20 protein-coding genes are annotated in these 22,897 nt (G+C 72.1%); 7 read left to right on the top strand and 13 right to left on the bottom strand.

Annotation, left to right across the window (positions count from 1 at the left end; all coding sequences use genetic code 11):
• Nucleotides 1-190 precede the first annotated feature (190 nt).
• From proC to M1E25_RS24140, 3 genes are all read right to left on the bottom strand, one after another.
• On the bottom strand, nt 191-1,000 hold the full coding sequence (gene proC, locus M1E25_RS24150; RefSeq protein ID WP_251419170.1) for a pyrroline-5-carboxylate reductase: 810 nt from the start codon (nt 998-1,000) through the stop codon (nt 191-193).
• Nucleotides 1,001-1,164: 164 nt separating this feature from the next.
• Complete coding sequence (locus tag M1E25_RS24145; protein ID WP_251419168.1) at nt 1,165-1,902, bottom strand: ABC transporter permease; 738 nt, start codon at nt 1,900-1,902, stop codon at nt 1,165-1,167.
• Nucleotides 1,899-2,666, bottom strand: a complete 768-nt coding sequence (locus M1E25_RS24140) for an ABC transporter ATP-binding protein (protein ID WP_251419166.1) — start codon at nt 2,664-2,666, stop codon at nt 1,899-1,901. The genes M1E25_RS24145 and M1E25_RS24140 overlap by 4 nt, the downstream gene beginning before the upstream one ends.
• A gap of 118 nt (nt 2,667-2,784) precedes the next feature.
• Between M1E25_RS24140 and M1E25_RS24135 the strand changes: the two genes are divergently transcribed.
• On the top strand, nt 2,785-4,182 hold the full coding sequence (locus M1E25_RS24135; RefSeq protein ID WP_251419164.1) for a M1 family metallopeptidase: 1,398 nt from the start codon (nt 2,785-2,787) through the stop codon (nt 4,180-4,182).
• A gap of 10 nt (nt 4,183-4,192) precedes the next feature.
• Here the strand turns inward: M1E25_RS24135 and M1E25_RS24130 are convergent, their stop codons facing one another.
• The 6 genes from M1E25_RS24130 to M1E25_RS24105 all read right to left on the bottom strand — a co-directional run bounded on the left by M1E25_RS24130 (nt 4,193) and on the right by M1E25_RS24105 (nt 10,226).
• Complete coding sequence (locus M1E25_RS24130; RefSeq protein WP_251419163.1) at nt 4,193-4,975, bottom strand: class I SAM-dependent methyltransferase; 783 nt, start codon at nt 4,973-4,975, stop codon at nt 4,193-4,195.
• A 104-nt stretch (nt 4,976-5,079) separates the two neighbouring features.
• Nucleotides 5,080-5,574 carry a hypothetical protein gene (locus M1E25_RS24125; RefSeq protein ID WP_251419162.1) on the bottom strand — a complete coding sequence of 165 codons (495 nt, stop codon included), beginning with the start codon at nt 5,572-5,574 and terminating at the stop codon, nt 5,080-5,082.
• Nucleotides 5,567-7,420, bottom strand: a complete 1,854-nt coding sequence (gene ilvD / locus M1E25_RS24120) for a dihydroxy-acid dehydratase (RefSeq protein ID WP_251419160.1) — start codon at nt 7,418-7,420, stop codon at nt 5,567-5,569. The genes M1E25_RS24125 and ilvD overlap by 8 nt, the downstream gene beginning before the upstream one ends.
• A 233-nt stretch (nt 7,421-7,653) precedes the next feature.
• Complete coding sequence (locus tag M1E25_RS24115; protein ID WP_251419157.1) at nt 7,654-8,271, bottom strand: TetR/AcrR family transcriptional regulator; 618 nt, start codon at nt 8,269-8,271, stop codon at nt 7,654-7,656.
• Nucleotides 8,268-9,110: a sugar phosphate isomerase/epimerase family protein gene (locus M1E25_RS24110; RefSeq protein WP_251419155.1), complete on the bottom strand. Its 843-nt coding sequence runs from the start codon at nt 9,108-9,110 to the stop codon at nt 8,268-8,270. The genes M1E25_RS24115 and M1E25_RS24110 overlap by 4 nt, the downstream gene beginning before the upstream one ends.
• A 186-nt stretch (nt 9,111-9,296) precedes the next feature.
• Nucleotides 9,297-10,226 carry a Ppx/GppA family phosphatase gene (locus M1E25_RS24105; protein WP_251419153.1) on the bottom strand — a complete coding sequence of 310 codons (930 nt, stop codon included), beginning with the start codon at nt 10,224-10,226 and terminating at the stop codon, nt 9,297-9,299.
• Between the two features lie 175 nt (nt 10,227-10,401).
• Between M1E25_RS24105 and M1E25_RS24100 the strand changes: the two genes are divergently transcribed.
• Nucleotides 10,402-11,154, top strand: a complete 753-nt coding sequence (locus tag M1E25_RS24100; RefSeq protein WP_251419189.1) for a DUF3109 family protein — start codon at nt 10,402-10,404, stop codon at nt 11,152-11,154.
• A gap of 230 nt (nt 11,155-11,384) precedes the next feature.
• Entirely contained in the window at nt 11,385-12,158 is a 774-nt protein-coding gene (locus tag M1E25_RS24095; protein WP_251419151.1) for a hypothetical protein, read from the top strand.
• Nucleotides 12,159-12,257: 99 nt separating this feature from the next.
• Here M1E25_RS24095 and disA read toward each other — a convergent pair whose 3' ends face one another.
• Both disA and radA read right to left on the bottom strand, forming a co-directional pair.
• Complete coding sequence (gene disA / locus M1E25_RS24090; protein ID WP_251419149.1) at nt 12,258-13,403, bottom strand: DNA integrity scanning diadenylate cyclase DisA; 1,146 nt, start codon at nt 13,401-13,403, stop codon at nt 12,258-12,260.
• 115 nt (nt 13,404-13,518) lie between these two features.
• Nucleotides 13,519-14,961, bottom strand: coding sequence for a DNA repair protein RadA (gene radA, locus M1E25_RS24085; protein WP_251419147.1), 1,443 nt, complete (start codon nt 14,959-14,961; stop codon nt 13,519-13,521).
• Between the two features lie 168 nt (nt 14,962-15,129).
• On the opposite strand from radA, the gene M1E25_RS24080 reads away from it, so the two are divergent.
• On the top strand, nt 15,130-16,755 hold the full coding sequence (locus M1E25_RS24080; protein WP_251419145.1) for a BACON domain-containing protein: 1,626 nt from the start codon (nt 15,130-15,132) through the stop codon (nt 16,753-16,755).
• A 236-nt stretch (nt 16,756-16,991) separates the two neighbouring features.
• Nucleotides 16,992-17,891, top strand: coding sequence for an iron-sulfur binding domain-containing protein (locus tag M1E25_RS24075; RefSeq protein WP_251419143.1), 900 nt, complete (start codon nt 16,992-16,994; stop codon nt 17,889-17,891).
• Between the two features lie 73 nt (nt 17,892-17,964).
• Here M1E25_RS24075 and M1E25_RS24070 read toward each other — a convergent pair whose 3' ends face one another.
• Nucleotides 17,965-19,542 carry an MDR family MFS transporter gene (locus M1E25_RS24070; protein ID WP_251419141.1) on the bottom strand — a complete coding sequence of 526 codons (1,578 nt, stop codon included), beginning with the start codon at nt 19,540-19,542 and terminating at the stop codon, nt 17,965-17,967.
• Between the two features lie 164 nt (nt 19,543-19,706).
• Here M1E25_RS24070 and M1E25_RS24065 point away from each other — a divergent pair, with 164 nt between their 5' ends.
• Entirely contained in the window at nt 19,707-20,291 is a 585-nt protein-coding gene (locus M1E25_RS24065) for a TetR/AcrR family transcriptional regulator (RefSeq protein ID WP_251419139.1), read from the top strand.
• A 35-nt stretch (nt 20,292-20,326) separates the two neighbouring features.
• Here the strand turns inward: M1E25_RS24065 and M1E25_RS24060 are convergent, their stop codons facing one another.
• Nucleotides 20,327-21,052, bottom strand: a complete 726-nt coding sequence (locus tag M1E25_RS24060; protein ID WP_251419137.1) for a M23 family metallopeptidase — start codon at nt 21,050-21,052, stop codon at nt 20,327-20,329.
• Between the two features lie 812 nt (nt 21,053-21,864).
• Here M1E25_RS24060 and M1E25_RS24055 point away from each other — a divergent pair.
• Nucleotides 21,865-22,869 (top strand): zinc metalloprotease, encoded by a 1,005-nt coding sequence (locus tag M1E25_RS24055; protein WP_251419135.1) that lies wholly within the window; start codon nt 21,865-21,867, stop codon nt 22,867-22,869.
• Nucleotides 22,870-22,897: the final 28 nt, after the last annotated feature.

The following is a 22,897-nucleotide window of genomic DNA, read 5'->3' as shown; positions in this document are numbered from 1 at the left end:
ACCGGCTCCGTGGCAACCCGAGGAACACTACACGACGGCCCGCACCCCTCCAAACGGGGCCGGTACCCACCGCGGCACCTGTCGGGCATGTGGAGCAGACGGTCGTGGACCATGCTGCGGACTGCAGGTGACGGGTGTTCAGGCCGGTCGTGCCGGGCAGCTTCGCCATGGAGTCCGGGCCCGCCGACGCTCAGCCGTTGCCCGAGGCCAGCTCGCGGCTGCGGTCACGCGCTGCCTCGATGGCCGCGATGAGGGCCGCGCGCACACCGTGGCCCTCCAGCTCCCGGATGGCATTGATGGTGGTCCCGGCCGGTGAGGTCACCGCCTCCCGCAGCTTCACCGGGTGTTCGCCGCTGTCGCGGAGCATCACCGCGGCGCCGATGGCCGCCTGGACGATCAGGTCGTGCGCCTTGTCCCGGGGGAGGCCGAGCAGGATGCCGGCGTCGGTCATCGCCTCGACCAGGAAGTAGAAGTACGCCGGCCCCGAGCCGGACAGGGCAGTCGCCGCGTCCTGCTGCGACTCCGGTACCCGCTGGGTCTTGCCGACGCCGTCGAAGATCTCCTCGGCATGGGCGAGGTGCTCCTCGCGGACGTGGGTGCCCGCGGAGATGACCGACATCGCCTGGTCCACGAGGGCCGGGGTATTCGTCATCACCCGGATCACCGGCACACCGGCGGTCAGCCGCTGCTCGACGAAGCCCGTAGGGATGCCTGCCGCACCACTGATGACCAGCCGGTCGGCGGGAACGTGCGGCGCAAGCTCGTCGAGCAGGCTGCCCATGTCCTGGGGCTTGACCGTCAGGATCAGGGTGTCGGCACTCTTGGCCGCCTCCACGTTCGAGACCGCCTCCACGCCGTACCGGGCGCGCAGTTCCCCGGCGCGCTCCGAGCGCCGGGCGGTGACCATGAGGTCCCCCGGCCGCCAGCCCCCACGGATCATGCCGGAGAGGAGGGCCTCGCCGATCTTGCCGGTGCCGAGGACGGCGACCTTCTGCGTCATGGTTGCGCTCACCCCATCCGATGCGGTTGCCGCGCGGATCCGCGCGGGATGCGCTTCCCATCCTTGCACCGGCGGGACGGCCACCGCCCGGCCGTCCATCTGGCGGTACGCGGGTTCCCCGGGTCGGGGGCCACGCGCACCGCCGTCCGCATCGGCCCGGCCGCTCAGGCGGTGCGCCGGCGCAGCGTCGCCGCGCCCAGGACGAGGACGAGCAGACCGGAACCCGCCACGACGCAGACGTCGCGGACGAAGTCACCTGTGACGTCGGCATGGCGCAGCACCTCGTTCATGCCGTCGACGGCGTAGGACATCGGCAGCACATTCGACATCGCCTCCAGCACCGGCTGCATCGTGTCGCGTGGGGTGAACAGCCCGCAGAGCAGCAACTGCGGAAAGATCACCGCGGGCATGAACTGCACGGCCTGGAACTCGCTCGCGGCGAAGGCGCTCACGAACAGGCCCAGCGCTGTGCCGAGCAGCGTGTCCAACAGGGCGATGACCAGCAGGAGCCACGGCGACCCGGCGAAGTCGAGGTCGAGCCCCCAGATCGACAGGCCGGTGACGAGCCCCGCCTGGACGACCGCGACCAGCCCGAAGGCGAGCGCGTAGCCGACCACCAGGTCCGCCTTGCCGAGCGGCATGGACAGCAGGCGCTCGAGGGTTCCCGACGTGCGCTCCCGCAGCGTGGCGATGGATGTCACCAGGAACATCGTCACGAGCGGGAAGATGCCGAGAAGCGAGGCGCCGATGCTGTCGAAGGCCCGCGGGTCGGAGTCGAAGACCCAGCGCAGCAGGAGCAGGAGCAGACAGGGGACGAGCAGCAGGAGCGCGATGGTCCGCGGGTCGTGTCCGAGCTGGCGCAGGACGCGGCGGGCGGTGGCGAGGGTGCGGGTGACGTTCATCGCGGGGCCTCCATGTCGTTCGCGGCCTCGACCAGGCGGAGGAAGGCTGCCTCGACAGTGCCGGTGCCGGTGCGGTCGTGCAGCGCAGCGGGGGTGTCGTCGGCGAGGACCCGCCCGCTGCGCATGAGCAGGAGCCGGTCGCAGCGCTCGGCCTCGTCCATGACGTGGGAGGAGATGAGCAGCGTGGTCCCGCCGGTGCCGTCTCCCGCCGTCCCGCGCGCGAGGCGGTGGAAGAGGTCCCACAGGTCGCGGCGGAGCACCGGGTCCAGACCGACAGTGGGCTCGTCGAGGACGAGCAGTTCCGGTGCGCCGAGGAGTGCCGTGGCGAGCGAGACGCGGGAACGCTGGCCGCCGGAGAGGTTCCCGGCGAGGGAGTCCGCGTGGTCGGCGAGATCGACGTCGGCCAGAACCCGGTCGACGGTGCCGCGCGCCCGGAGTCTCAGCACGGCTGCGAAGTAGTCGAGGTTCTGGCGGACGGTCAGGTCGTCGTACACGGAGGGCGCCTGGGTGCAGTACCCCACCCGGGAGCGCAAGGACGCCGAGCCGGCCGGGCCGCCCAGGACGTCGAGGCTGCCGGTGACCTGGGCCTGGGTACCGGCGATCGCGCGCATCAGGGTGGACTTGCCACAGCCGCTGGGGCCTAGCAGTCCGGTGACCTGGCCGCGGGGGACGTCGAAGTCGAGTCCGTCCAGGACGGTGCGTTTGCCGCGCACCACCGTGAGGCCCCGGGCCCGTACGGCCGGCCCCTCCGTTTTATTCATCATGCGGCGAATATTGCTCCGGGGTCAGCCGCCCGTCAAGGGCCGACGGCGAGCCGGAACCACGGAAAGCCGACGGCTGCCTAGGGTCGGACCAGCCCCCCTCGCACACGGCAGGAGAGTCGTGAACCTCCCGTTGCTCCGTCGGGCCGTCCTGCTCGGCATCACCGCAGCCCTGCCGGCGGCGGCCTGCACCGGACCGGGCGCGGCGGAGCACCGGGACGTCGCCGGGCGGCAGGGCTTGGGCGATCCGGTCTTCCCCCGCCTCGGCAACGGCGGATACGACGTCCGCCACTACCGCCTCCGGCTGGCCTACGACCCGCACTCCGGCCGGCTGGACGCCTCTGCAGTGATCACCGCAGAGGCCCGGCGGACCCTGCGCACGTTCGGCCTCGACCTCTCCGGGCTGACCGTGCGCCGGGTCACCGTGAACGGCGCCGCGGCCCGGATCCGGCGGGTCGGCGACAAGCTGACCGTCCGGCCGGCCCGCCCGGCCGCCGCAGGGCGGGAGTTCACCACGCGGGTCGAGTACCGCGGTAAGCCGCGGGCGATGACCGACCCGGACGGCTCGACGGAGGGCTGGGTGCGCACCGACGACGGCGCCCTCGTGGTCGGCCAGCCGGCCGGTGCGATGACGTGGTACCCGGTGAACAACCATCCGGCCGACAAGGCCTCCTACGACTTCCGGATCACCGTCCCGCAGGGGTACTCGGCCGTGGCCAACGGCGAACTGCGAGATCGGCGGACCGCACGCGGCCGTACGACGTTCCACTGGCGCAGCGCGGAGCCGGTGGCGAGCTATCTGGTCACGTCCACCATCGGGAGGTTCCGGCTGAGGGAGTCGCGGACGCCCGGTGGCGTGCGCCTCTACACGGCAGTGGACCCGCGGGAAGCGGCGGCGAGCCGGGACGCGCTGGACGGTCTGGGCGGGATCGTGGACTGGGGGACCAGGATGTTCGGCCCGTATCCGTTCTCCTCCGCCGGCGCGATCGTGGACCGCGGCCCGCGGAGCATCGACTACGCGCTGGAGACCCAGACCAAGCCGGTCTTCCCGGGGCCGCCGGACCGGCTGACCCTCGTCCACGAGGTGGCCCACCAGTGGTTCGGCAACTCGGTGACCCCGAGGACCTGGCGGGACCTGTGGCTGAACGAGGGGTTCGCCACCTACGCCGGGTGGTTGTGGTCGGAGCAGCACGGCGGGCCGGATGCGCAGCAGGCGTTCGACGACGCGTACGCCGGGCGCGGCGACGGCTTCTGGAACCACCCGCCCGGTCGTCCGCGCCCCACGACGGTCTTCGGCGACCCGGTGTACGAGCGCAGTGCGATGCTGCTCCAGCAGCTGCGCCGGGCGGTCGGCGATACCGCGTTCTTCCGGATCCTCAAGGGCTGGCCGGCCCGGTACCGGCACCGGAACGCGGCCACGGCGGACTTCGTGGCCTATTGCGAACGGGTCACCGGCAAGGAGCTGAGCGAGCTGTTCGACGTGTGGCTGTACGCGGAGCAGCGGCCCGCCGTGCGCTGAGGGGCCGTCGTCAGCCGGCGGTGTCCGCAACGGCGGCCCGCGGCCGGCGGGCCACCACGAGCTGCAGGACGTACGGCTCGTCGAGCATCCCGTCGGGGAACTCCGCGAGCAGCACGGCCCGCTCGTCGCGCAGGATCTCCGCGGCGCCGTCGTCGCCGAGCATCGCGATGAACGAGTGGCTGGAGAGGCATTCGAGGTGCTGGTCGATCGTGATCCGCCGGGACCACCTCACCGAGCGGGTCGCGATCCGCAGCCCGAAGGGGGCCAGCAGGCCGGGAACGGTGTCCGGGAAGCCCGACGGGCGGTAGGTCGCACACCGCTCGGTGAGCCGTCGTTCCTGCTCGGCCACCCACTGGTGTGCGAGATCGGGCACGTTCCACCACAGGGCGAGCGCGCCGCCGGGACGCAGCACGCGCAGGGCCTCGGGGACGGAGCGAGCCGGGTCGGTCCAGTGCCACGCCTGGGCGTAGGTGACGAGGTCGGCGCTCGCGTCGCGGAACGGCAGGGCGTTGCCGTCGGCCCGCACCACGGGGACGTCCGGCTGCGCGGCCCGGAGCCCGGCGGCCATGCCCGTCGTGGGTTCGGCCGCGGTGACGCGGGCACCGCGCTCCCGCAACAGGGCGGTGGCGATGCCGGTCCCGGCGCCGACGTCGACGACGTCAGCCCCGGCGAGCGGCCGCCCGGTCAACTCCTCGACTGCGTCGAACAGTTCGGTGGGGTAACCGGGACGGGACGCGGCGTACTGGTCGGCGACCGCGTCGAAGGAGAGGGCCTGCGCTGATGACGGCGTCATGGCTCCATGGTGCCGTGGCCGTCGGGGAGAAACGAGGTCTTTCCGAGACCTCGGGCCGGGCCGCACGCATGCGCCGTACCGGGCGGCCGTGCCCGCCCGGTCGGTCAGCGTCGTTTGCGACTGCGGACGGCCGGGTTGCCTGCGCGGGAGACCCGGCGGCGGGTGTGCAGCTCCCGCTCCCGGTCGTACGCGGCGCGATGCAGCTTCTCACCCGGCGCCTCGACGAAGCAGCGGACGAACCAGGCGAGCAGGACCCCGAGGAACCCGATGGTCCGGACACTGGCCATGGACCGCTCCACGGACGCGTCGGCCGGCTCCGGACGGCGGCCGAACCCCTCCCAGGTGCGGCGGAAGGCGAGCGCGCTGCACGCCGCGAACATCACCACCACGAGCATGCTGACCAGACCGCCGACGGCGGCGATGGCCAGACCCTCGTAGGCGAGGCGCAGCAGAAACGCTCCCGCGGCCGCGGCCAGCAGGGACCCGGCCGCGACGACGACGCGGCGCAGCGCGTACGTGCCGCCGCGCTCGACCCAGGTCGTACCGAAGAAGCGCAGCGGTTCCGGCGCCGGCCCGGTGTCCGCGTCGACGTCAGCCATCGGCCCTGCTGACGTCCCGGACAGCGCCCTTGTCGGCACTCGTCGCCATGGCGGCGTACGCGCGCAGCGCGAGCGACACCTTGCGCTCGCGGCCGGCGGGACGGTAGCCGCCGAGGTTCTGTTCCAGCTCGGCCCGGCGGTCGTGCAGTTCCTCGGACGACACGTCGAGGCTGATGGTGCGGTTCGGGATGTCGATGGAGATCCGGTCGCCGTTGCGGACCAGCGCGATGGCACCTCCGGACGCCGCCTCGGGGGAGACGTGGCCGATGGACAGGCCCGAGGTGCCACCGGAGAAGCGTCCGTCGGTGATCAGCGCACACTTGGCGCCGAGCCCGCGGCCCTTGAGGAAGGCCGTCGGATAGAGCATTTCCTGCATGCCCGGGCCGCCCTTGGGGCCCTCGTAGCGGACGACCACGACGTCGCCCTCCTTGACCCGCTTGTTGAGGATCGCGTCGACGGCCTCCTCCTGGGACTCGACGACCACGGCCGGGCCCTCGAAGACCCAGATCGACTCGTCGACGCCCGCGGTCTTCACCACGCAGCCGTCCTCGGCGAGGTTGCCGTACAGCACCGCCAGGCCGCCGTCGGCCGAGTAGGCGTGCGCGGCGTCGCGGATGCAGCCGTTCGCCTCGTCGGTGTCCAGGGACTCCCACCGCTCGGACTGGGAGAAGGCGGTCGCCGAGCGGACGCAGCCGGGGGCCGCGTAGAACATCTCGAGGGCCTCGGGGGAGGGTGAACCGCCGCGGATGTCCCAGCTCTTGAGCCACTCGGCGAGCGAGTCCGCGTGGACGGCGTGCACGTCCTCGTGCAGATGGCCCGCGCGCTGGAGCTCGCCGAGGATGGCGGGGATGCCGCCGGCCCGGTGGACGTCCTCCATGTGGTAGTCGCCGTTCGGGGCGACCTTGCAGACGCAGGGGACGCGGCGGGAGACGGCGTCGATGTCCGCCATGGCGAAGTCGAGCCCGGCTTCCTGGGCGGCGGCGAGCAGGTGCAGCACGGTGTTGGTCGAGCCACCCATGGCGACGTCGAGGGCCATGGCGTTCTCGAACGCCGGGCGGGAGGCGATGCTGCGGGGCAGGACCGTGTGGTCGTCCTGCTCGTAGTGACGCTTGGTGATCTCGACGACCGTGCGGCCCGCAGCCTGGTAGAGCTCCTTGCGGGCGGTGTGGGTGGCGAGGACCGAGCCGTTGCCGGGCAGGCCCAGTCCCAGCGCCTCGACCAGGCAGTTCATGGAATTGGCGGTGAACATGCCGGAGCAGGAGCCGCAGGTCGGGCAGGCGGCCTCCTCGATGCGCATCAGGTTCTCGTCGGACATGGTGTCCGAGACCGACTCGGACATGGCGTGCACCAGGTCCAGGTTCGAGCGGACCGTGCCGTCGACCAGGGTCGTCTTCCCGGCCTCCATCGGGCCGCCGGAGACGAAGACCACCGGGATGTTCAGGCGCAGCGCGGCCATCAGCATCCCGGGGGTGATCTTGTCGCAGTTGGAGATGCAGATCAGCGCGTCGGCGCAGTGCGCCTCGGTCATGTACTCGACGGAGTCGGCGATCAGGTCACGGGAGGGGAGCGAGTAGAGCATGCCGCCGTGGCCCATGGCGATGCCGTCGTCGACCGCGATGGTGTTGAACTCGCGGGGGATGCCGCCCGCTTCCTTGATCGCTTCGGAGACGATGCGGCCGACCGGCTGGAGGTGGGTGTGCCCGGGGACGAACTCGGTGAAACTGTTGGCCACCGCGATGATCGGCTTGCCGAAGTCGTCACGCTCCACGCCTGCCGCGCGCAGCAGTGCGCGGGCGCCTGCCATGTTGCGGCCGTGGGTAACGGTGCGGGACCTCAGCTCGGGCACGATGGTCACTCCCTCGGTTCGTACGCGGCGTACGGCGCCGGCCCCGGTGGTGCCCTCGCAAGGGGCGGCCGTACAGGGACGGGCTCGTGTCGAGCGTACGCTGCGGCTCCAGGATCCGGACATCCTGTCCGGCATTCGGGACGTCGATCTCACCCCCGGGTGGCTTCGGTGCGAAGGCCGGTTCGAGCCCGTGAGCCCGGCGTGCCGGTCCCGGCGCGCGGGTGCGCGGAGCGTCAGTCCCGGCTCGGCTCCAGGTGACGCTGCACCGCGGGCGCGGCAATCGCGACGACCTGCTCGGGGTCGGCCGACGCGATCGGTTCGATCCGGATGACGTAACGCAGCATCATCACCCCGACCAGCTGCGCCGCGGCCATCTCGGCCCGAAGTTCCCGGTCGCCCCCCTCCAGTTCGTCCGCGACCCTGCGCAGCAGCTGGACCGTGACGAGTCTGCGGAACACTGCGGCGGCCGTCTCGTTGGCCACCGCGGAACGGACGACGGCCAGCAGCGGCTGGCGCGAGACCGGGTTTTCCCAGATGCCGAGGAAGAACCGCGTGAGCCGCTCACCCATGTCGCCGGCCGCGCTCCGGGCCACCACGTCCGGCAGGTCGAGCGCGGGGGCGAAGACCAGCTCGACGGCGGCCTCGAAGACCTGGTCCTTGGGTCCGAAGTAGTGATGGACGAGCGCGGCGTCGACTCCGGCGGCCTTGGCGATACCGCGGATGGACGCCTTGTCGTACCCGCGCTCGGAGAACTCGGTGCGGGCTGCGGCGAGGATGCGTTCGCGGGTGGCGGGGTCACCGGACCGGGCGCCGGCGGGCCGTCCGCGTCTGCGGGGCTCCGCAGCGCTCACGTCCGGGGCACCTTCCGCTCGTCGCCCGCTGCGCGGGACGCGGCGAGATGGCGGCGGGTGAAGGCCAGGGCCTCGGCCAGATCGGCTTCGCGTTCGGCCGCCGACAGGGCACGACGGGTGTTGACCTCGACCACCACGTGCCCGTCGAAACCCGAGCCGGCGAGCTTCTCCAGCACCTCGGCGCACGGCTGGTTGCCGCGGCCCGGCACCAGGTGCTCGTCCTTGCCCGAGCCACTGCCGTCGGCGAGGTGGACGTGCGCCAGCCGGTCGCCCATGCGATCGACCATGGCCAGTGTGTCGCTGCGGGAGGTCGCCGTGTGCGAGAGGTCGACGGTGAAGTGGCGGTAGTCGTGGTTGGTGACGTCCCAGTCCGGGGCGTAGGCGAGCATCTCGCGGTCGCGGTAACGCCACGGGTACATGTTCTCGACGCCGAACCGGACATCCGTCTCCCCCGCCATCCGCCATAGCCCGTTGACGAACTCGCGCGCATATCCGCGCTGCCAGCGGAACGGGGGGTGCACGACCACCGTGGACGCTCCCAGCCGCTCGGCCGCCGACCGGGCCCGCTGCAACTTGACCCACGGGTCGGTGGACCAGACGCGCTGGGTGATCAGCAGACACGGCGCGTGCACTGCGAGGATGGGCACGCCGTGGTGGTCGGACAGTCTGCGCAGCGCCTCCACGTCCTGGCTGACCGGGTCCGTCCAGACCATGATCTCGACACCGTCGTAGCCGAGGCGTGCGGCGATCTCGAAGGCCGTCGCCGTCGACTCCGGGTACACGGAGGCGGTGGACAGGGCGACCTTCGCTTCCGGGATGCGCACCACTGGTTGAGCCACGGGGAACAGCGTACGGCGTGTCACACCCCGTCCCGGGGGAGGCCGCCTGCCCTCCGGCGTCCGAAACACCAGGCCGGGGCGGGCGTTGGCGCCGGAATGTGAGATGGGCTACGCCGCGTGCCCGGCGGGACGGGACGTGCGGGCCCCGGCCCCGGCGGGGCGCGCCCAGGCACCGGGGCCCATGGCTCAGTCCGGGAGCTGGTCCAGACGGCGCAGGATGACGCCCTCACGCAGCGCCCAGGGGCAGATCTCCAGCTCGTCGACGTCGAACAGGTCCATCGACGCCTCCGCGACCAGGGCCCCGGCGAGCAGCTGGCCGGCCCGGCCCTCGGACACACCGGGCAGCTCGCGGCGCTCGGCCACGGTCATCGCGGCGAGCCGCGGCACCCACTCCTCGAGCGCCTTCCGGGTCAGCACCCGCTGGACGTAGAGGCCCTCGGCCGAGCGGGCCGCTCCGCCGATCCGCGCGAGCTGGCGGAAGGTCTTGGACGTCCCCACGACATGATCAGGCGACCCCATACGGTTGAACTCGCCCACGATGCGGGCTATTTCGGCGCGCACATGACGGCGCAGCGCCTTGACCGCGGCCGGATCCGGGGGATCCCCCGGCAGCCACGCGCTGGTCAGCCGCCCGGCTCCGAGCGGCAGCGAAACGGCCCGGTCCGGTTCCTCGTCGAGCCCGTACGCGATCTCCAGCGACCCGCCCCCGATGTCGAGCACCAGCAGCCGTCCGGCCGACCAGCCGTACCAGCGCCGGGCGGCGAGGAAGGTGAGCCGCGCCTCCTCGTCGCCGTCGAGCACGGCCAGCTCGACTCCGGTCTCGGCAGCGAGCCGGGCCAGCACCTCGTCGGCGTTGGCCGCCTCGCGCACCGCGGAGGTCGCGAACGGCAGGACGGCCTCGACTCCCTTGTCCTCGGCCGCCTCGAGCGCGTCCCGGACGGTGGCGACGAGCCGGTCGACGCCCGACGTGTGGATGGCGCCGTTGCCTTCGAGGAGCTCGGCAAGGCGCAGCTCGGCCTTGTGCGAGTGGGCCGGCAGCGGGCGGGCTCCGGGGTGCGCGTCGACCACCAGCAGGTGGACCGTGTTGGACCCCACATCGAGGACACCGAGTCTCATAGGAAGCACGCTACTGCGGTCCGTCGGCGCTCACGTACGTACCGGTCCCGCATACGCTGGGGGCGTGGCAGAGACGAAGAACGTGAACCAGGACAACCCGGATGCCGTCGGCGCGGACCCGGTGGATGCCAAGTACCAGGTCGATCCGGATGCCCAGCCGCCGGTACGGGGTCCCGTGCCCGCCACCGACGAGACCGGCATGGACTTCACCCGGGCCTGGGTCGAGTTTCCCGACCCCGCCGACGACGAGCAGGTCTTCCGCTGCGACCTCACCTGGCTGACCTCACGCTGGAACTGCATCTTCGGCCACGGCTGCCAGGGCATCCAGGCCGGACGGGCGAGCGACGGCTGCTGCACGCTCGGCGCGCATTTCTCCGACGAGGACGACGAGCGGCGCGTCGCCGAGCACGCCGCCCGGCTGACGCCCGAGACCTGGCAGTTCCACGACGTGGGCACCGGGACGGGCTGGGTGGAGAAGGACGAGGACGGGGAGCGGCAGACCCGCCGCCACCACGGCGCCTGCATCTTCCTCAACCGGCCCGGCTTCCCCGGCGGCGCCGGCTGCGCCCTGCACACGCTCGCCCTGAAGGAGGGCCGCGAGCCGCTGGAGACCAAGCCGGACGTCTGCTGGCAACTGCCGGTCCGCCGCACCTACGACTGGGTGGACCGGCCGGACGACACCCAGATCCTGATGATCTCGATCGGCGAGTACGACCGGCGGGGCTGGGGCCCGGGCGGGCACGACCTGCACTGGTGGTGCACGTCCGCCGCGTCCGCGCACGGGGCCGGCGACCCGGTCTACGTCTCCTACCGGCCGGAACTCATCGAACTGATGGGCAAGCCTGCCTACGACGAGCTGGTCGGCCTGTGCGAGGCCCGGATGGCCTCCCTGCTCCCGATGGCGCCGCATCCGGCGGACCCGGCGTAGCTCTCTCGGTGCGTCCCTGCCCGACGGGCCCCAGGGGGCGCTCGTGTCGTGGACGGACCAGGTGAAATCCACTGATGGTCCGTCATCGGGAGCCTTCGTACGCCGTGGAACGACGAACCGGCAGGCGTCTGCCCGCCGGCCCGGCTTCCGGACTGATCATCAGCAAAAGTTGGGCCGGACGGCGGCGGGTACTGCCCTGAACGTGCCTCGTTCTCTCGTACAGTTTGCGCGTGGGATCACTGCGCAGACCGGTCGGACCTCTCCCCTCCTCCATCTACTGGCGGCGGAGAGCGGTCGCGTTGTGCGTGCTCGCGCTGGTGACCCTGCTGGCCGTCTGGGCGGTCGGTCTCGGTGGGGCCGGCGGGAAGCACGACGAGGGCGGCGGCTCGAACGGCGATCGCCCCGCGCCGTCCATCACCCCGGGACCCTCCGGTTCCGGTCCCGCCATCAGTTCCCGCCCCGGAGGCCGTGACGAGACCGGAGACGGGGGCACGGGCACCGGCGGTACGGGGGGCGAGGAGTCGGCCGGCGGATCGGGAGCCGCGTCGGGATCCGGTGGCGGCGGTGGCCGTGGCGCCGGGACGCCGGCCGGGCGGAACCTGCCGGACTGTTCGTCCTCGGGTGTCGTGCTGAGTGTGCGCAGCGCCAAGAACTCCTACGCCCCGGACGAGAAGCCGGAGTTCCGGATCGTCGCCGAGAACTCCTCGGGCACCGCCTGCAAACTGGACTTCACCCGGAAGGCAGCGTCGCTCACCATCACCTACGCCGGGGACGACCAGGAGATCTGGGCCTCCGGGGACTGCCCACGGGACACCGGCCAGTTGCTGCTCGCGGTGCCCGCCGGCGGCGAGGCCGCGCAGAAGGTGACATGGGACCGCAAGGCGAGCGAGCCCCGGTGCTCGACACCGCGCGCCGGGTCGGCCGACCCCGGCACCTACCTGGTGGAGGCCCGCGCCGACGGTCTGCGGACGGCCCGGGTGTCGTTCTCGCTGAAGAAGGACTGAACGGGCCGGACCTCGTCGCCCGCCCGGGCAGGGGGCGGGCCGATCAGCGGCACCGGCCGTCCCGCCGGCGGGCACGGACCGTACGCACCGCCGGAACGGTCAGACGTACCGCTCGAGGATCGAGGACTCCGCAAGCCGGGACAGTCCCTCGCGGACCGAACGGGCCCGGGCCTCCCCCACGCCGTCCACCATCTGCAGGTCGTCGACGCTTGCCGCCAGCAGCTTCTGCAGCCCCCCGAAGTGCTCCACGAGCCGCTCGATGATCGTGTTGGGGAGTCGCGGGACCTTCGCGAGCAGACGGTAACCGCGCGGCGAGACCGCCGAGTCGAGCGTCTCCGGTGCCCCGGTGTGGCCGAGGGCCCGGGCCACGGTGGACAGCTCGAGCAGTTCGGAGTGGGTCAGCCCGTCCAGCTCCGCCAGCGCCTCGGAGACGGAGCGGGAGCGCTTGGCGGTCGGCTCCGGCACGTAGTCCCTGATCACGAGCTCACGCTCCGGCTCGACACCTGCGATCAGCTCGTCCAGCTGGAGCGAGAGGAGCCGGCCGTCGGTGCCCAGCTCGACCACGTACTCGGCGATCTCCGCGGCGATCCGCCGGACCATTTCCAGCCGCTGGGCGACAGCCGTGACGTCCCGGACCGTGACCAGGTCCTCGATCTCCAGCGCCGACAGCGTCCCCGCCACCTCGTCGAGGCGGAGTTTGTAGCGCTCCAGCGTCGCCAGCGCCTGGTTCGCGCGGGACAGGATGGCTGCGGAGTCCTCGAGGACCCGGCGCTGGCCGTCCACGTAGAGGGCGATGAGCCGCATCGACTGGCTGACCGAGACCACGGGGAAACCCACCTGCCGGCTGACGCGGTCCGCGGTGCGGTGCCGGGTGCCGGTCTCCTCGGTGGCGATCGTGGAATCGGGGACGAGCTGTACGCCAGCGCGAAGGATCTTGGTGATGTCCTTGTCGAGGATCAGCGCGCCGTCCAGTTTGCACAGCTCACGCAGCCGGGTTGCGGTGAACTCGACGTCGAGCACGAATCCGCCGGTGCACAGCGACTCGACGGTCCTGTCCATACCGAGGACGATCAGCCCTCCGGTGTTGCCGCGGAGGATGCGCTCGAGACCATCGCGCAGGGCCGTACCGGGCGCGACCGCGCTCAGCGAGGCGCGCATCAGGCTGTCGGCCCCTCCGAGGTCCCTGCGGGAGGGGAATCCCCAACCGGACTTGCCGGGAGCTGCTGCCCGGTCGTTGGATGCCACTGCACTCCTCCGGTCGCGGGGTTTTCGAGTGCCCGGGTGCGTACGTACGGGCGAGACCAGGGCAAAGTCTACCGGCGGTCGCGCCCGTCGTGCGGGGCCTCTCCCCCGGGTCCCGTCAGCGGTGCTCACCGCCGGGTCCGGACACGGCGGCCTCCGGCTCGCCCCGGGGGCGCTCGCGCGGAGCCCTGCGCGGCAGCACGCGCAGGGCGTCCCCCACGTTCGCCACCTCGGTCACCTTCATGCCCGAGGGAACCCGGCCCGGATCGGCCGGGACGAGGGCCTGCGTGAAGCCCAGCCGGGCCGCCTCCGCCAGCCGCCGCTGCACGCCGGTGACCCGCCGGACCTCGCCGGCGAGACCGACCTCGCCGATGGCGACGAGGTTCTTCGGCAGCGGGACGTCACTGGCCGCGCTGGCCAGGGCCAGGGCCACCGCGAGGTCCGCGGCGGGCTCGGTCAGCTTCACCCCGCCGACCGTCGCGCTGTAGATGTCGCGCTTGCCGAGCTGCGAGATCTTGCCGCGCTGCTCCAGGACGGCCAGCATCATCGAGACCCGGGACGTCTCCAGGCCGGACGTCGTCCGCCGTGGCGAGGGAATCTGCGAGTCGACGGTCAGCGCCTGCACCTCGGCGACGAGCGGCCGCCGCCCCTCCAGCGTGACGGTGAGGCAGGTGCCGGGGACGGGCTCGTCGCGACGGGTGAGGAAGAGGCCCGACGGGTCGGCGAGCCCGGTGATCCCCTCGTCGTGCAGCTCGAAGCAGCCCACCTCGTCGGTGGTGCCGTAGCGGTTCTTGACCCCCCGCACCAGGCGGAGCCGGGCATGCCGGTCGCCCTCGAAGTGCAGTACGACGTCCACGAGGTGCTCGAGCAGACGCGGGCCGGCGATCGCCCCGTCCTTCGTCACGTGGCCCACCAGGATGGTGGACATCCCTCGCTCCTTGGAGGCCCGGATCAGGGCCCCGGCGACCTCGCGGACCTGGGCCATCCCGCCGGGCGCGCCGTCGATCTCCGGCGAGGCCACCGTCTGCACGGAGTCCAGGACGAGCAACGACGGCTTGACGGAGTCCAGGTGCCCGAGGACCGCGGAGAGGTCGGTCTCGGCGGCGAGATAGAGGTGGTCGTCGAGGGCGCCGATCCGGTCGGCCCGCAGCCGCACCTGACTCGCCGACTCCTCGCCCGTGACGTAGAGCGTGCGCTCCTGTTCGCTCGCCGCCTTGGCCGCGACGTCCAGCAGGAGCGTGGACTTGCCGACTCCCGGCTCACCGGCGAGCAGCACGACGGCGCCCGGGACGAGCCCGCCGCCGAGCACCCGGTCGAGTTCTTCGACGCACGTGGTGCGGGCGGTGGCCCGGCGTCCGTCGACCTGCGCGATGGGCAGTGCAGCGGACGTCACCCGGCCGGGAGCCGTGGTCCGGACGGCGGGTGCGCCGCCGAACTCCTCGACCGTGCCCCACGCCTGGCATTCGGGGCACCGGCCGAGCCACTTGGCGGTGGTCCAGCCGCACTCGGTGCAGCGGTAGGAGGGACGGTCCTTGGCGGACGTACGGGAGCGGGCAGCCATGCGCCACACCGTAGCGGGGGGCTCCGACAGCGCCCCGGCGCGTCCTCGGCGCACCCCGCGGGACCGCAGCCCTTCTGTCCCCTTACGAGGGAGATGGTCACCCGTATGGGTTAAACCTTCCCGAGCGGTGGCAGCAAAGCTCCATCATCCGCCTACGGTCACCGAGTGATGAGCAGCAGGCGCGAGCACCCCACGCACACCACCGGCGCACACCGGGCGCACCGCCGGGCGCAGCATCCGGCTCCCGCCGCGCCCCGGCAACCGCCGGCGCGCTACGAGCCGTACCTGGACGGCCTGTTCACGTACTGCTTGTCCGTGCTGTGCGAGCACGACGCGGCCACGGCGGCGCTCGGGGAGGTTCTGGCCTTCGCCGAGCGCCGCAAGGGCCGCGGGCCCGCCGACGCCCGTCGGCTCCGTCCCTGGCTCTACGCGCTCGCCCGCTGGTCCTGCCGGCGAGCGCTTGCCCGCCGGCACCGGCCGGTGGGCACCCCGGGCCACGCCGAGCAGGGCCCGGTCCCGGCCGAGGAGCGGCGGCGCGAACTGGCGGCGCTGGCCTGGCCGGAGGCCGCGGGCACGGCGCCGGCACAGCGCGAGGCGCTGGAACTTTCGGCCCGTCACCAGTTGCCCACCGACGAGATTGCCGAGGTTCTGGGCCTGGAACAGGAGGAGACGCGCACACTGCTCGCCGGCGCCGCATGTGAGGTGGAGCGGACCCGGGCGGCGCTCACCGTCGTCCAGCACGGAGCCTGCCCGGTCGTTGCCCGGCTGACCGGGGACGAGCAGGTGCTGCTGGGCCCGGCGCTGCGCCGGGAACTCGTCCGGCACGTCGACGACTGCGCGGGCTGCCGGCGGGTTGCCGAGCGCGCCACGGCCGGCGGGCCGTGGCCGGGCAGCGCTTCCGCACCGGGCCTGCTGCCGGTGCTCGCGGCGCCCCGCGCGGAGGTTCACGCGGTGATGCTGTCCGTACAGCGCACCGGTCCGGCGGGCGGCGGCCCGGGGCCGCGCTTCGACCGCAGCGGCTTCCCCGTCGACCCCAAGGACCACGCGGCGCGGCGGCGCCGGATCGGCAGCCGGGCGATGACCTCCGCCGTCGTGGCGACGGTGGTGGCGGCTCCGGTGCTGGCGCTCTGGGCGACGTACCGCGGGGCGCCGCTCACCGGCGAGACGGAGGGTTCGAACCCGGTGACCGCTTCGGACACGGACGGGCTGCGCGACCGCCACTACGAGAATGCGGGCAATGCGGAGGTGGGCCCGCACCCGGGTTTCGGCGACGCGAGCGGGGCGCCGGACGTCTCGGTGGAGGTCGTCGACGGGGAGGGCCGGAAGGGGTCCGGGCCGCCCCGGGCCGGCCACCCGGACGAGGACGGCCGCCCGAGCCCGAGCCGCGGCCCCGGGCGGATCACCGTGGCCGCCCATCCCCGCGGGGACACGACCGTCATCATCCTGACCGCGTCGGGCGGTTCGCCGGTCTCCTGGTCCGCGGTGGCCGGCGCGCCGTGGCTCCGGCTCAGCCAGTCGGCGGGCCGGCTGAGGCCGGGCGATTCCGTGACGATCACGGTGACGGTCGACCATGGCCGGGAGCCCGAAGGCCCGTGGCGTGCCCGGGTGTCGATCGCGCCCGGTGGCGTGACGATCTCCATCGAGGGTCGCGGGGCGCAGCCCTCGCCGACGCCGACCGAGCCATCGCCGAGCCCGAGCGATCCGTCGCCGACTCCCACGCCGACGCCGACCGGGCCGGGCCCCGAACCCTCGGACAGCGCGCCGCCGGAGTCGGCGACGCCGTCCGGCAGCTGACGGTCCCGGGACCGCCGCCGGACCGCTTGGCCGCGGGGAAGCGGCTGCTGCCGCGGGGCGGGCCGGCCGCGGGGAGCCTGTGGCAGGCGGTGCGGCGGTCGTGACGCCGGACCCGTCCGGGTCTCTTCAGGACGCGGTCTTAGGCCGTATGCGCCCCGCCCCAGGGGGCCTGACGCGGTCTCTCCGGCGCGGGGGCACGCCACCCCGCGCCTCGGCGTGCCAGGATCGGGGGTGCCATGACTGCGACCACGAGCACCCCAGCCCCCCGTACCGTCCTCCACACGCCCGTCATCGAGTGGTTCGAGGAGCACGCCCGCGACCTGCCCTGGCGCCGTCCCGAAGCCGGCCCCTGGGGCGTCATGGTCAGCGAGTTCATGCTCCAGCAGACCCCGGTCAACCGCGTGCTGCCCGTGTACGAGCAGTGGCTCGCGCGCTGGCCCAGACCGGCCGATCTCGCTGCCGAGACTCCCGGCGAGGCCGTCCGCGCCTGGGGCCGCCTCGGCTATCCGCGCCGGGCTCTGCGGCTGCACGCGGCCGCGTCCGCGATAAAGGAGCGTCACGGTGGTGACGTGCCGCGTGACCACGCCAAGCTGCTGGCCCTGCCCGGAGTCGGCGAGTACACCGCGTCGGCTGTGGCGTCCTTCGCGTACGGCCAGCGACATCCGGTCCTCGACACCAACGTCCGGCGGGTGTTCGCCCGGGCCGTGACCGGCACGCAGTATCCGCCGACCGCGACCACCGCCGCCGAACGCCATCTCGCGCGGGCTCTGCTCCCGGAGGACCCGCAGTCCGCCGCGCGCTGGGCCGCGGCGACGATGGAGCTCGGTGCGCTGATCTGCACGGCCCGCTCGCCCGACTGCGGGAGCTGCCCCGTCGCCGAGCAGTGCGCGTGGCGGCTGGCGGGCTCGCCGGCGCACGAGGGCCCGGCGCGCCGCGGCCAGACGTACGCCGGCACCGACCGCCAGGTGCGCGGAAAGCTGCTGGCGGTGCTGCGCGAGGCTCACGATCCGGTGCCCCAGTCCCAGTTGGACGCGGTCTGGCACGACCCCGTCCAGCGGGCGCGGGCCCTCGACGGACTGGTGTCGGACGGACTGGTGGAGCCGCTGGCGGGCGGGATGTACCGGCTGCCGCACTGAGCGCTCCGCCCGGAACGCACCGAGGCCNNGGCCTCGGTGCGTTCCGGGCAGGGGACGAGCGCCCGCGGCCGGGTCAGACCGGCTCGGCCACCGCCGCCGCGTCCGCCGGGGTACCGCCCTCGCCCTGCTGCCCTCCGCGCAGCGGGACCTCCTTGACGAACCAGGCGGCCAGGAAGCCGATCACGGCGATCGCCGCTCCGGCGAGGAACACGCCGTGGGACCCGTTGGCGACCGCGTGCTGGTAGGCGTCCTTCACCTGAACGGGGAGCCGGGCGAGGCTGTCCGCGTCCAACTGCACGGCACCCTCGGACATCCGCGATGCGGCGGCTCCGGCCCGTTCGGTCATGGTGTCCTGCACCCGGTGGGTGAAGAGCGCACCCATGATCGAGACGCCGAAGGAGCCGCCGATGGTGCGGAACAGGGTGGACGTCGAGGACGCGACGCCCATGTCCTTCATCTCGACGCTGTTCTGGGCGATCAGCATGGTGATCTGCATCAGGAAGCCCATGCCGGCGCCGAGGACCGCCATGTAGACGCCCGAGGTGAAGCGGGTGGTCGTGGTGTCCATCAGGGACAGCAGGAACAGGCCGACGACGATCAGGCCCCCGCCGATGATCGGGAAGATCTTGTAGCGGCCGGTCCGGGTGGTGACGCGTCCGGCGATGAGGGAGACGACCATCATCGAGAGCAGCATCGGCAGCAGCAGCAGCCCGGAGTTGGTGGCCGTGGCCTCCTGGACGGTCTGCTGGTACAGCGGCAGGAAGGTCATCGCGCCGAACATCACGAAGCCGACCAGGAAGCCGATCAGGGTGATCAGGGCGAAGTTGCCGTTGCGGAAGATGCTCAGCGGCAGGATCGGCTCGGGCACCCGGCGCTCCAGGACCAGGAAAGCGGCGGTGGCGGCCAGAGCCAGGACCCCGAGACCGACGATGGCACCGGAGTCCCAGTCGTACTCGGTGCCGCCCCAGGTGGTGACCAGCACCATCGAGGTGATGGCGGTGGTGAGCAGGACCGCGCCGAGGTAGTCGATGCGGTGCTCGGAGCGCTTCTTCGGCAGATGCAGGACCGTGGTGACCATGAAGAGGGCGACGGCGCCGAGCGGCAGGTTGATGTAGAAGCTCCAGCGCCAGCCGAGGTGGTCGGTGATGGTGCCGCCGACGAGCGGTCCGCCGATCATGGCCAGAGCCATCACGCTCGCCATCATGCCCTGGTACTTGCCGCGTTCCCGGGGCGGGATGAGGTCACCGATGATCGCCATGACGCCGACCATGAGACCTCCGGCGCCGAGCCCCTGGACGGCGCGGAAGGCGATCAGCTGGCCCATGGTCTCCGACATTCCGGAGAGGGCCGAGCCGATGAGGAAGATCACGATCGACGTGAGGAAGATGCCCTTGCGGCCGTACATGTCGCCGAGCTTCCCCCACAGGGGTGTGGAGGCGGCGGTGGCCAGGGTGTACGAGGTCACGACCCACGACAGGTGGGCGAGTCCGCCGAGGTCGCCGACGATGGTCGGCATCGCGGTGCCGACGATCATGTTGTCGAGCATGGCCAGCAGCATGGCGATCATGAGCGCCAGCAGCACCACCCGGACACTGCGCGACTGTGGCTCCGGCTTCGTTGGCGTCTCGACCTGTGGTTGGCCCTGGGACATTGGCCGCTTCCCCCGTGCTGGAGATGGAGACCAGGGGCACTTACCTGCCGCCCGGCCAGTTGGTTACACTCCGAAGGTAAGGCGACACTAGCCGGTCGTCAAGTAAGTTTGTCGGCCACCGGTCGCGGCCACGGCGGTCCGGGGCCGGCCCAACGCTGGAGAGCATGATGGGCACATCGAGAACCCGAGGCGGGGACACCCGACGGCGCATCCAGGACGTCGCCCTCGAGCTCTTCACCGAGCACGGCTACGAGAAGACCTCGCTGCGCGAGATCGCCGAGCACCTCGAGGTCACGAAGGCTGCGCTGTACTACCACTTCAGGACCAAGGAAGACATCGTCATCAGCATCTTCGAGGACCTCGACCGTCCTCTGCAGGAGCTGATCGCGTGGGCCGGGGAACAGCCCCGCACGCAGGCCACCCGGCAGGAGCTCGTACGCCGCTACAGCGAGGCCCTCGACGGCGCGCGGCCCCTTTTCCGGTTCATCCAGGAGAACCAGGCGACGGTGCGGGAGTTGAGCATCGGCGAGAACTTCAAGGAGCGGATGTTCTCGATGTTCGACCTGGTCAGGGATCCGGACGCGGAACTCGTCGACCAGGTGCGCTGCATCAGCGCACTGTTCACGATCCACGCCGGAATGTTCGCCCTGCGGGACATCGAAGGCGACCCCGAGGACAAGCACAGGGCCGTCCTCGAGGTCGCCTCGGATCTGGTGGCGTCAGCGCACCACGGGGATGCGGCGGGCTGACGCACACCGGTGCGCGCGGTGCGGCGCGCGGCGGATCACAGCTTGATGCCGTGATTGTGCATGGCCTTCACCGGGTCGGTGGCGTGGCCGTAGACCGGCTGGGTGCGGGTCTCGAAGTGCAGGTGCGGACCGGTCGAGTTGCCGGTGCTGCCGGACTTGCCGATCTCCTGCGCGGTGTTCACCTTGTCACCGACCTTCACGTTCAGTTTCGACATGTGGCCGTACTGGGTGTACGAGTTCGGGCCGTGCTTGATCACCACGTTGTTGCCGTAGGCCCCGCCCCAGCCCGCCTCGACGACGGTGCCGGTGTGGGCGGCCTTCACGGACGTGCCGGTGGGCACGACGAGGTCCTGGCCGCTGTGGTTGTGGGACCAGCGGTCACCGGCGATGCCGAAGGTCGAGCCCAGCTCGTACTTGTCGACCGGCTTCACCCAGGATGCCTGGAGTTTCTTGAAGTCCTCGCGCTTCTTGCGGTCGGCGGCGGCCTTGGCGGCCGCGCGCTCCTTGGCGTCCTCGACGGCCCGCTTCTCGGCGGCGGCCTTGGCCTCGGCGGCCTTCTGCTGGCCCTCGGCCTGGTCCTTCACGGCACCGGCCAGGGAGTCGGCGGTCGAGGTCGCGAAGACGTCGGTGCTGGGGGAGTCCGCGGCGAGAGCCACGCCGGTTCCCAGCGCGACCGAGACGCCCATTCCTGCGGCCAGAACCGTGGCGCGACGACGCAGGACGGAACGGGTCGGGGTGCTGGACTTGGCGCGCTTCGTCATAGGGCAGTTCCTCCAAGAAGTGAACGCTTACCGGACTTCTGTCCGTGTTGGCCACTCCTTGGTAACCGCGCTCCCGATATGCGACAAGCACCCCTTCTACTACACGATTACGTAGAATGCGGCAGGGCGCAGGGCCCGCGGGAGGCCGTGCGAGGGGCACCGCGCAGACAGTCGCGCGCCGCTGGCTCCCGGCATGACCCCCTGGCCGCTCGGGAGCGGCCCGACGGGGGCGGGACCGGACGGGGGCACCGTCTCGTCCGCAGCCTTCATGCCGAACGTCCCGGACCCCCATGGCCGGAAGTCCCGGCCGCACCGGGCCCTTGCTGCTAACCGTTGTAGTAAGTGAGCCGGGCCACGTGCGGCACGTCACTCGCACATGAACCCTGAATGCAGTCGGGCGGGCATTCGGGATGTCCGTTCAGGGACCAAAGACCCTCCCGACAGCGTCCCGCAGATCCGGATGTCTGAGGCCGGGTCGCGCCCCCGGGCGCATCCGCAGTCCGGCAGCCGTCGGACCGAGGAGCGATTTCCGGCCACCCCTCGGGAGGCGGCCGGCAACCCCCCTCGGCCACACCCGCCCCCTCCGGCCCTCCTGGCCGAAATCCGATGGCCTCACAACGGGATAAGCTCCCGCCAATCGCCCTGCGTGGAAGGCTTCGGAGGAGGCTTTACAGCGGCGAACCTCCGATATGCACCCGGTTCCACCGGCGCGAATTGGGCTGGAACCGCGCTCCCCTAAATCTGACATGCCCACGTAATCTCCCCGCGGTGGCGGGGAAGCGCTCCTCGCCTTCGATGCGCGAGGAGAGCACATGCTTCGTCATGCCCGAATAGCCACCCCGCTCCGCAGGCGCCTGCTCGGGGGTGCGGTGATGGCCGGAACGCTCGCTCTGGCCCCGGTGTCGTCCCCGGTCCACGCGGCCCCGGCCGACACGGGCAGAGCCGTGAAGGCCACCGCCTGCGTCGACGGCTCCGGCAGTCACGACGCTGCCGCTCGGGTGGCCGCCCCCCACGCGGCGTCCGGCCGAGCCCACGACCCCAACGCCGTCAGCGAGAAGCAGGCCGCGGCCATCGACGCGGCCATGGCGAAGAGGCTCGACAAACTGCGGAAGGCCGGCGACAGACGGGTCTCTGCGGCCGCCACCACCATTCCGGTGTACTTCCACGTCATCCACGACGGGAGCACCGGCAAGCTCACGTCGACGGACATCTCGGCGCAGATGTCGGTGCTCAACGACGCCTACGCCGGTCAGGGCGACGGGAACACCGCCTCGCCGTACCAGTTCTCGCTCGCCGGAACCACGTACACCGACAACGCCACCTGGTACCACGGCCTCTCCCCGGACTCGGCCGAGGAGCAGGACATGAAGAGCTCGCTGCGCCAGGGCGGAGCAGGGGCGCTCAACGTCTACACCGCCGATCTCGGCCAGAACCTGCTCGGCTGGGCCACCTTCCCGGACTGGTACGAGTCCGACCCCGACGACGACGGCGTGGTCCTCCTCGACGCCTCGCTCCCGGGCGGCTCGGCGGCCAACTACAACGAGGGCGACACCGCCACGCACGAGGTCGGCCACTGGATGGGCCTCTACCACACCTTCCAGGGCGGCTGTGGCGGCAAGGGCGACTACGTCGACGACACCCCCGCCGAGAAGAGCCCGGCGTACGAGTGCCCCGTCGGCCGGGACACCTGCCGCGCCGAGGGCCTCGACCCGATCAAGAACTTCATGGACTACACGTACGACTCCTGCATGACCCAGTTCACCCCGGGCCAGGTCGCCCGGATGAACGACTTCTGGGCGGCCTACCGCGCCGGCTGATCCTCACCGCCTGCAAGAGGGCCGGCCC

The sequence above is a fragment of the Streptomyces meridianus genome, assembly GCF_023703325.1.
GTDB classification, from domain to species: Bacteria; Actinomycetota; Actinomycetes; order Streptomycetales; family Streptomycetaceae; genus Streptomyces; species Streptomyces meridianus.
Note: the sequence above shows the minus strand (reverse complement) of the source record. Positions and strands in the feature narration are given on the sequence as shown.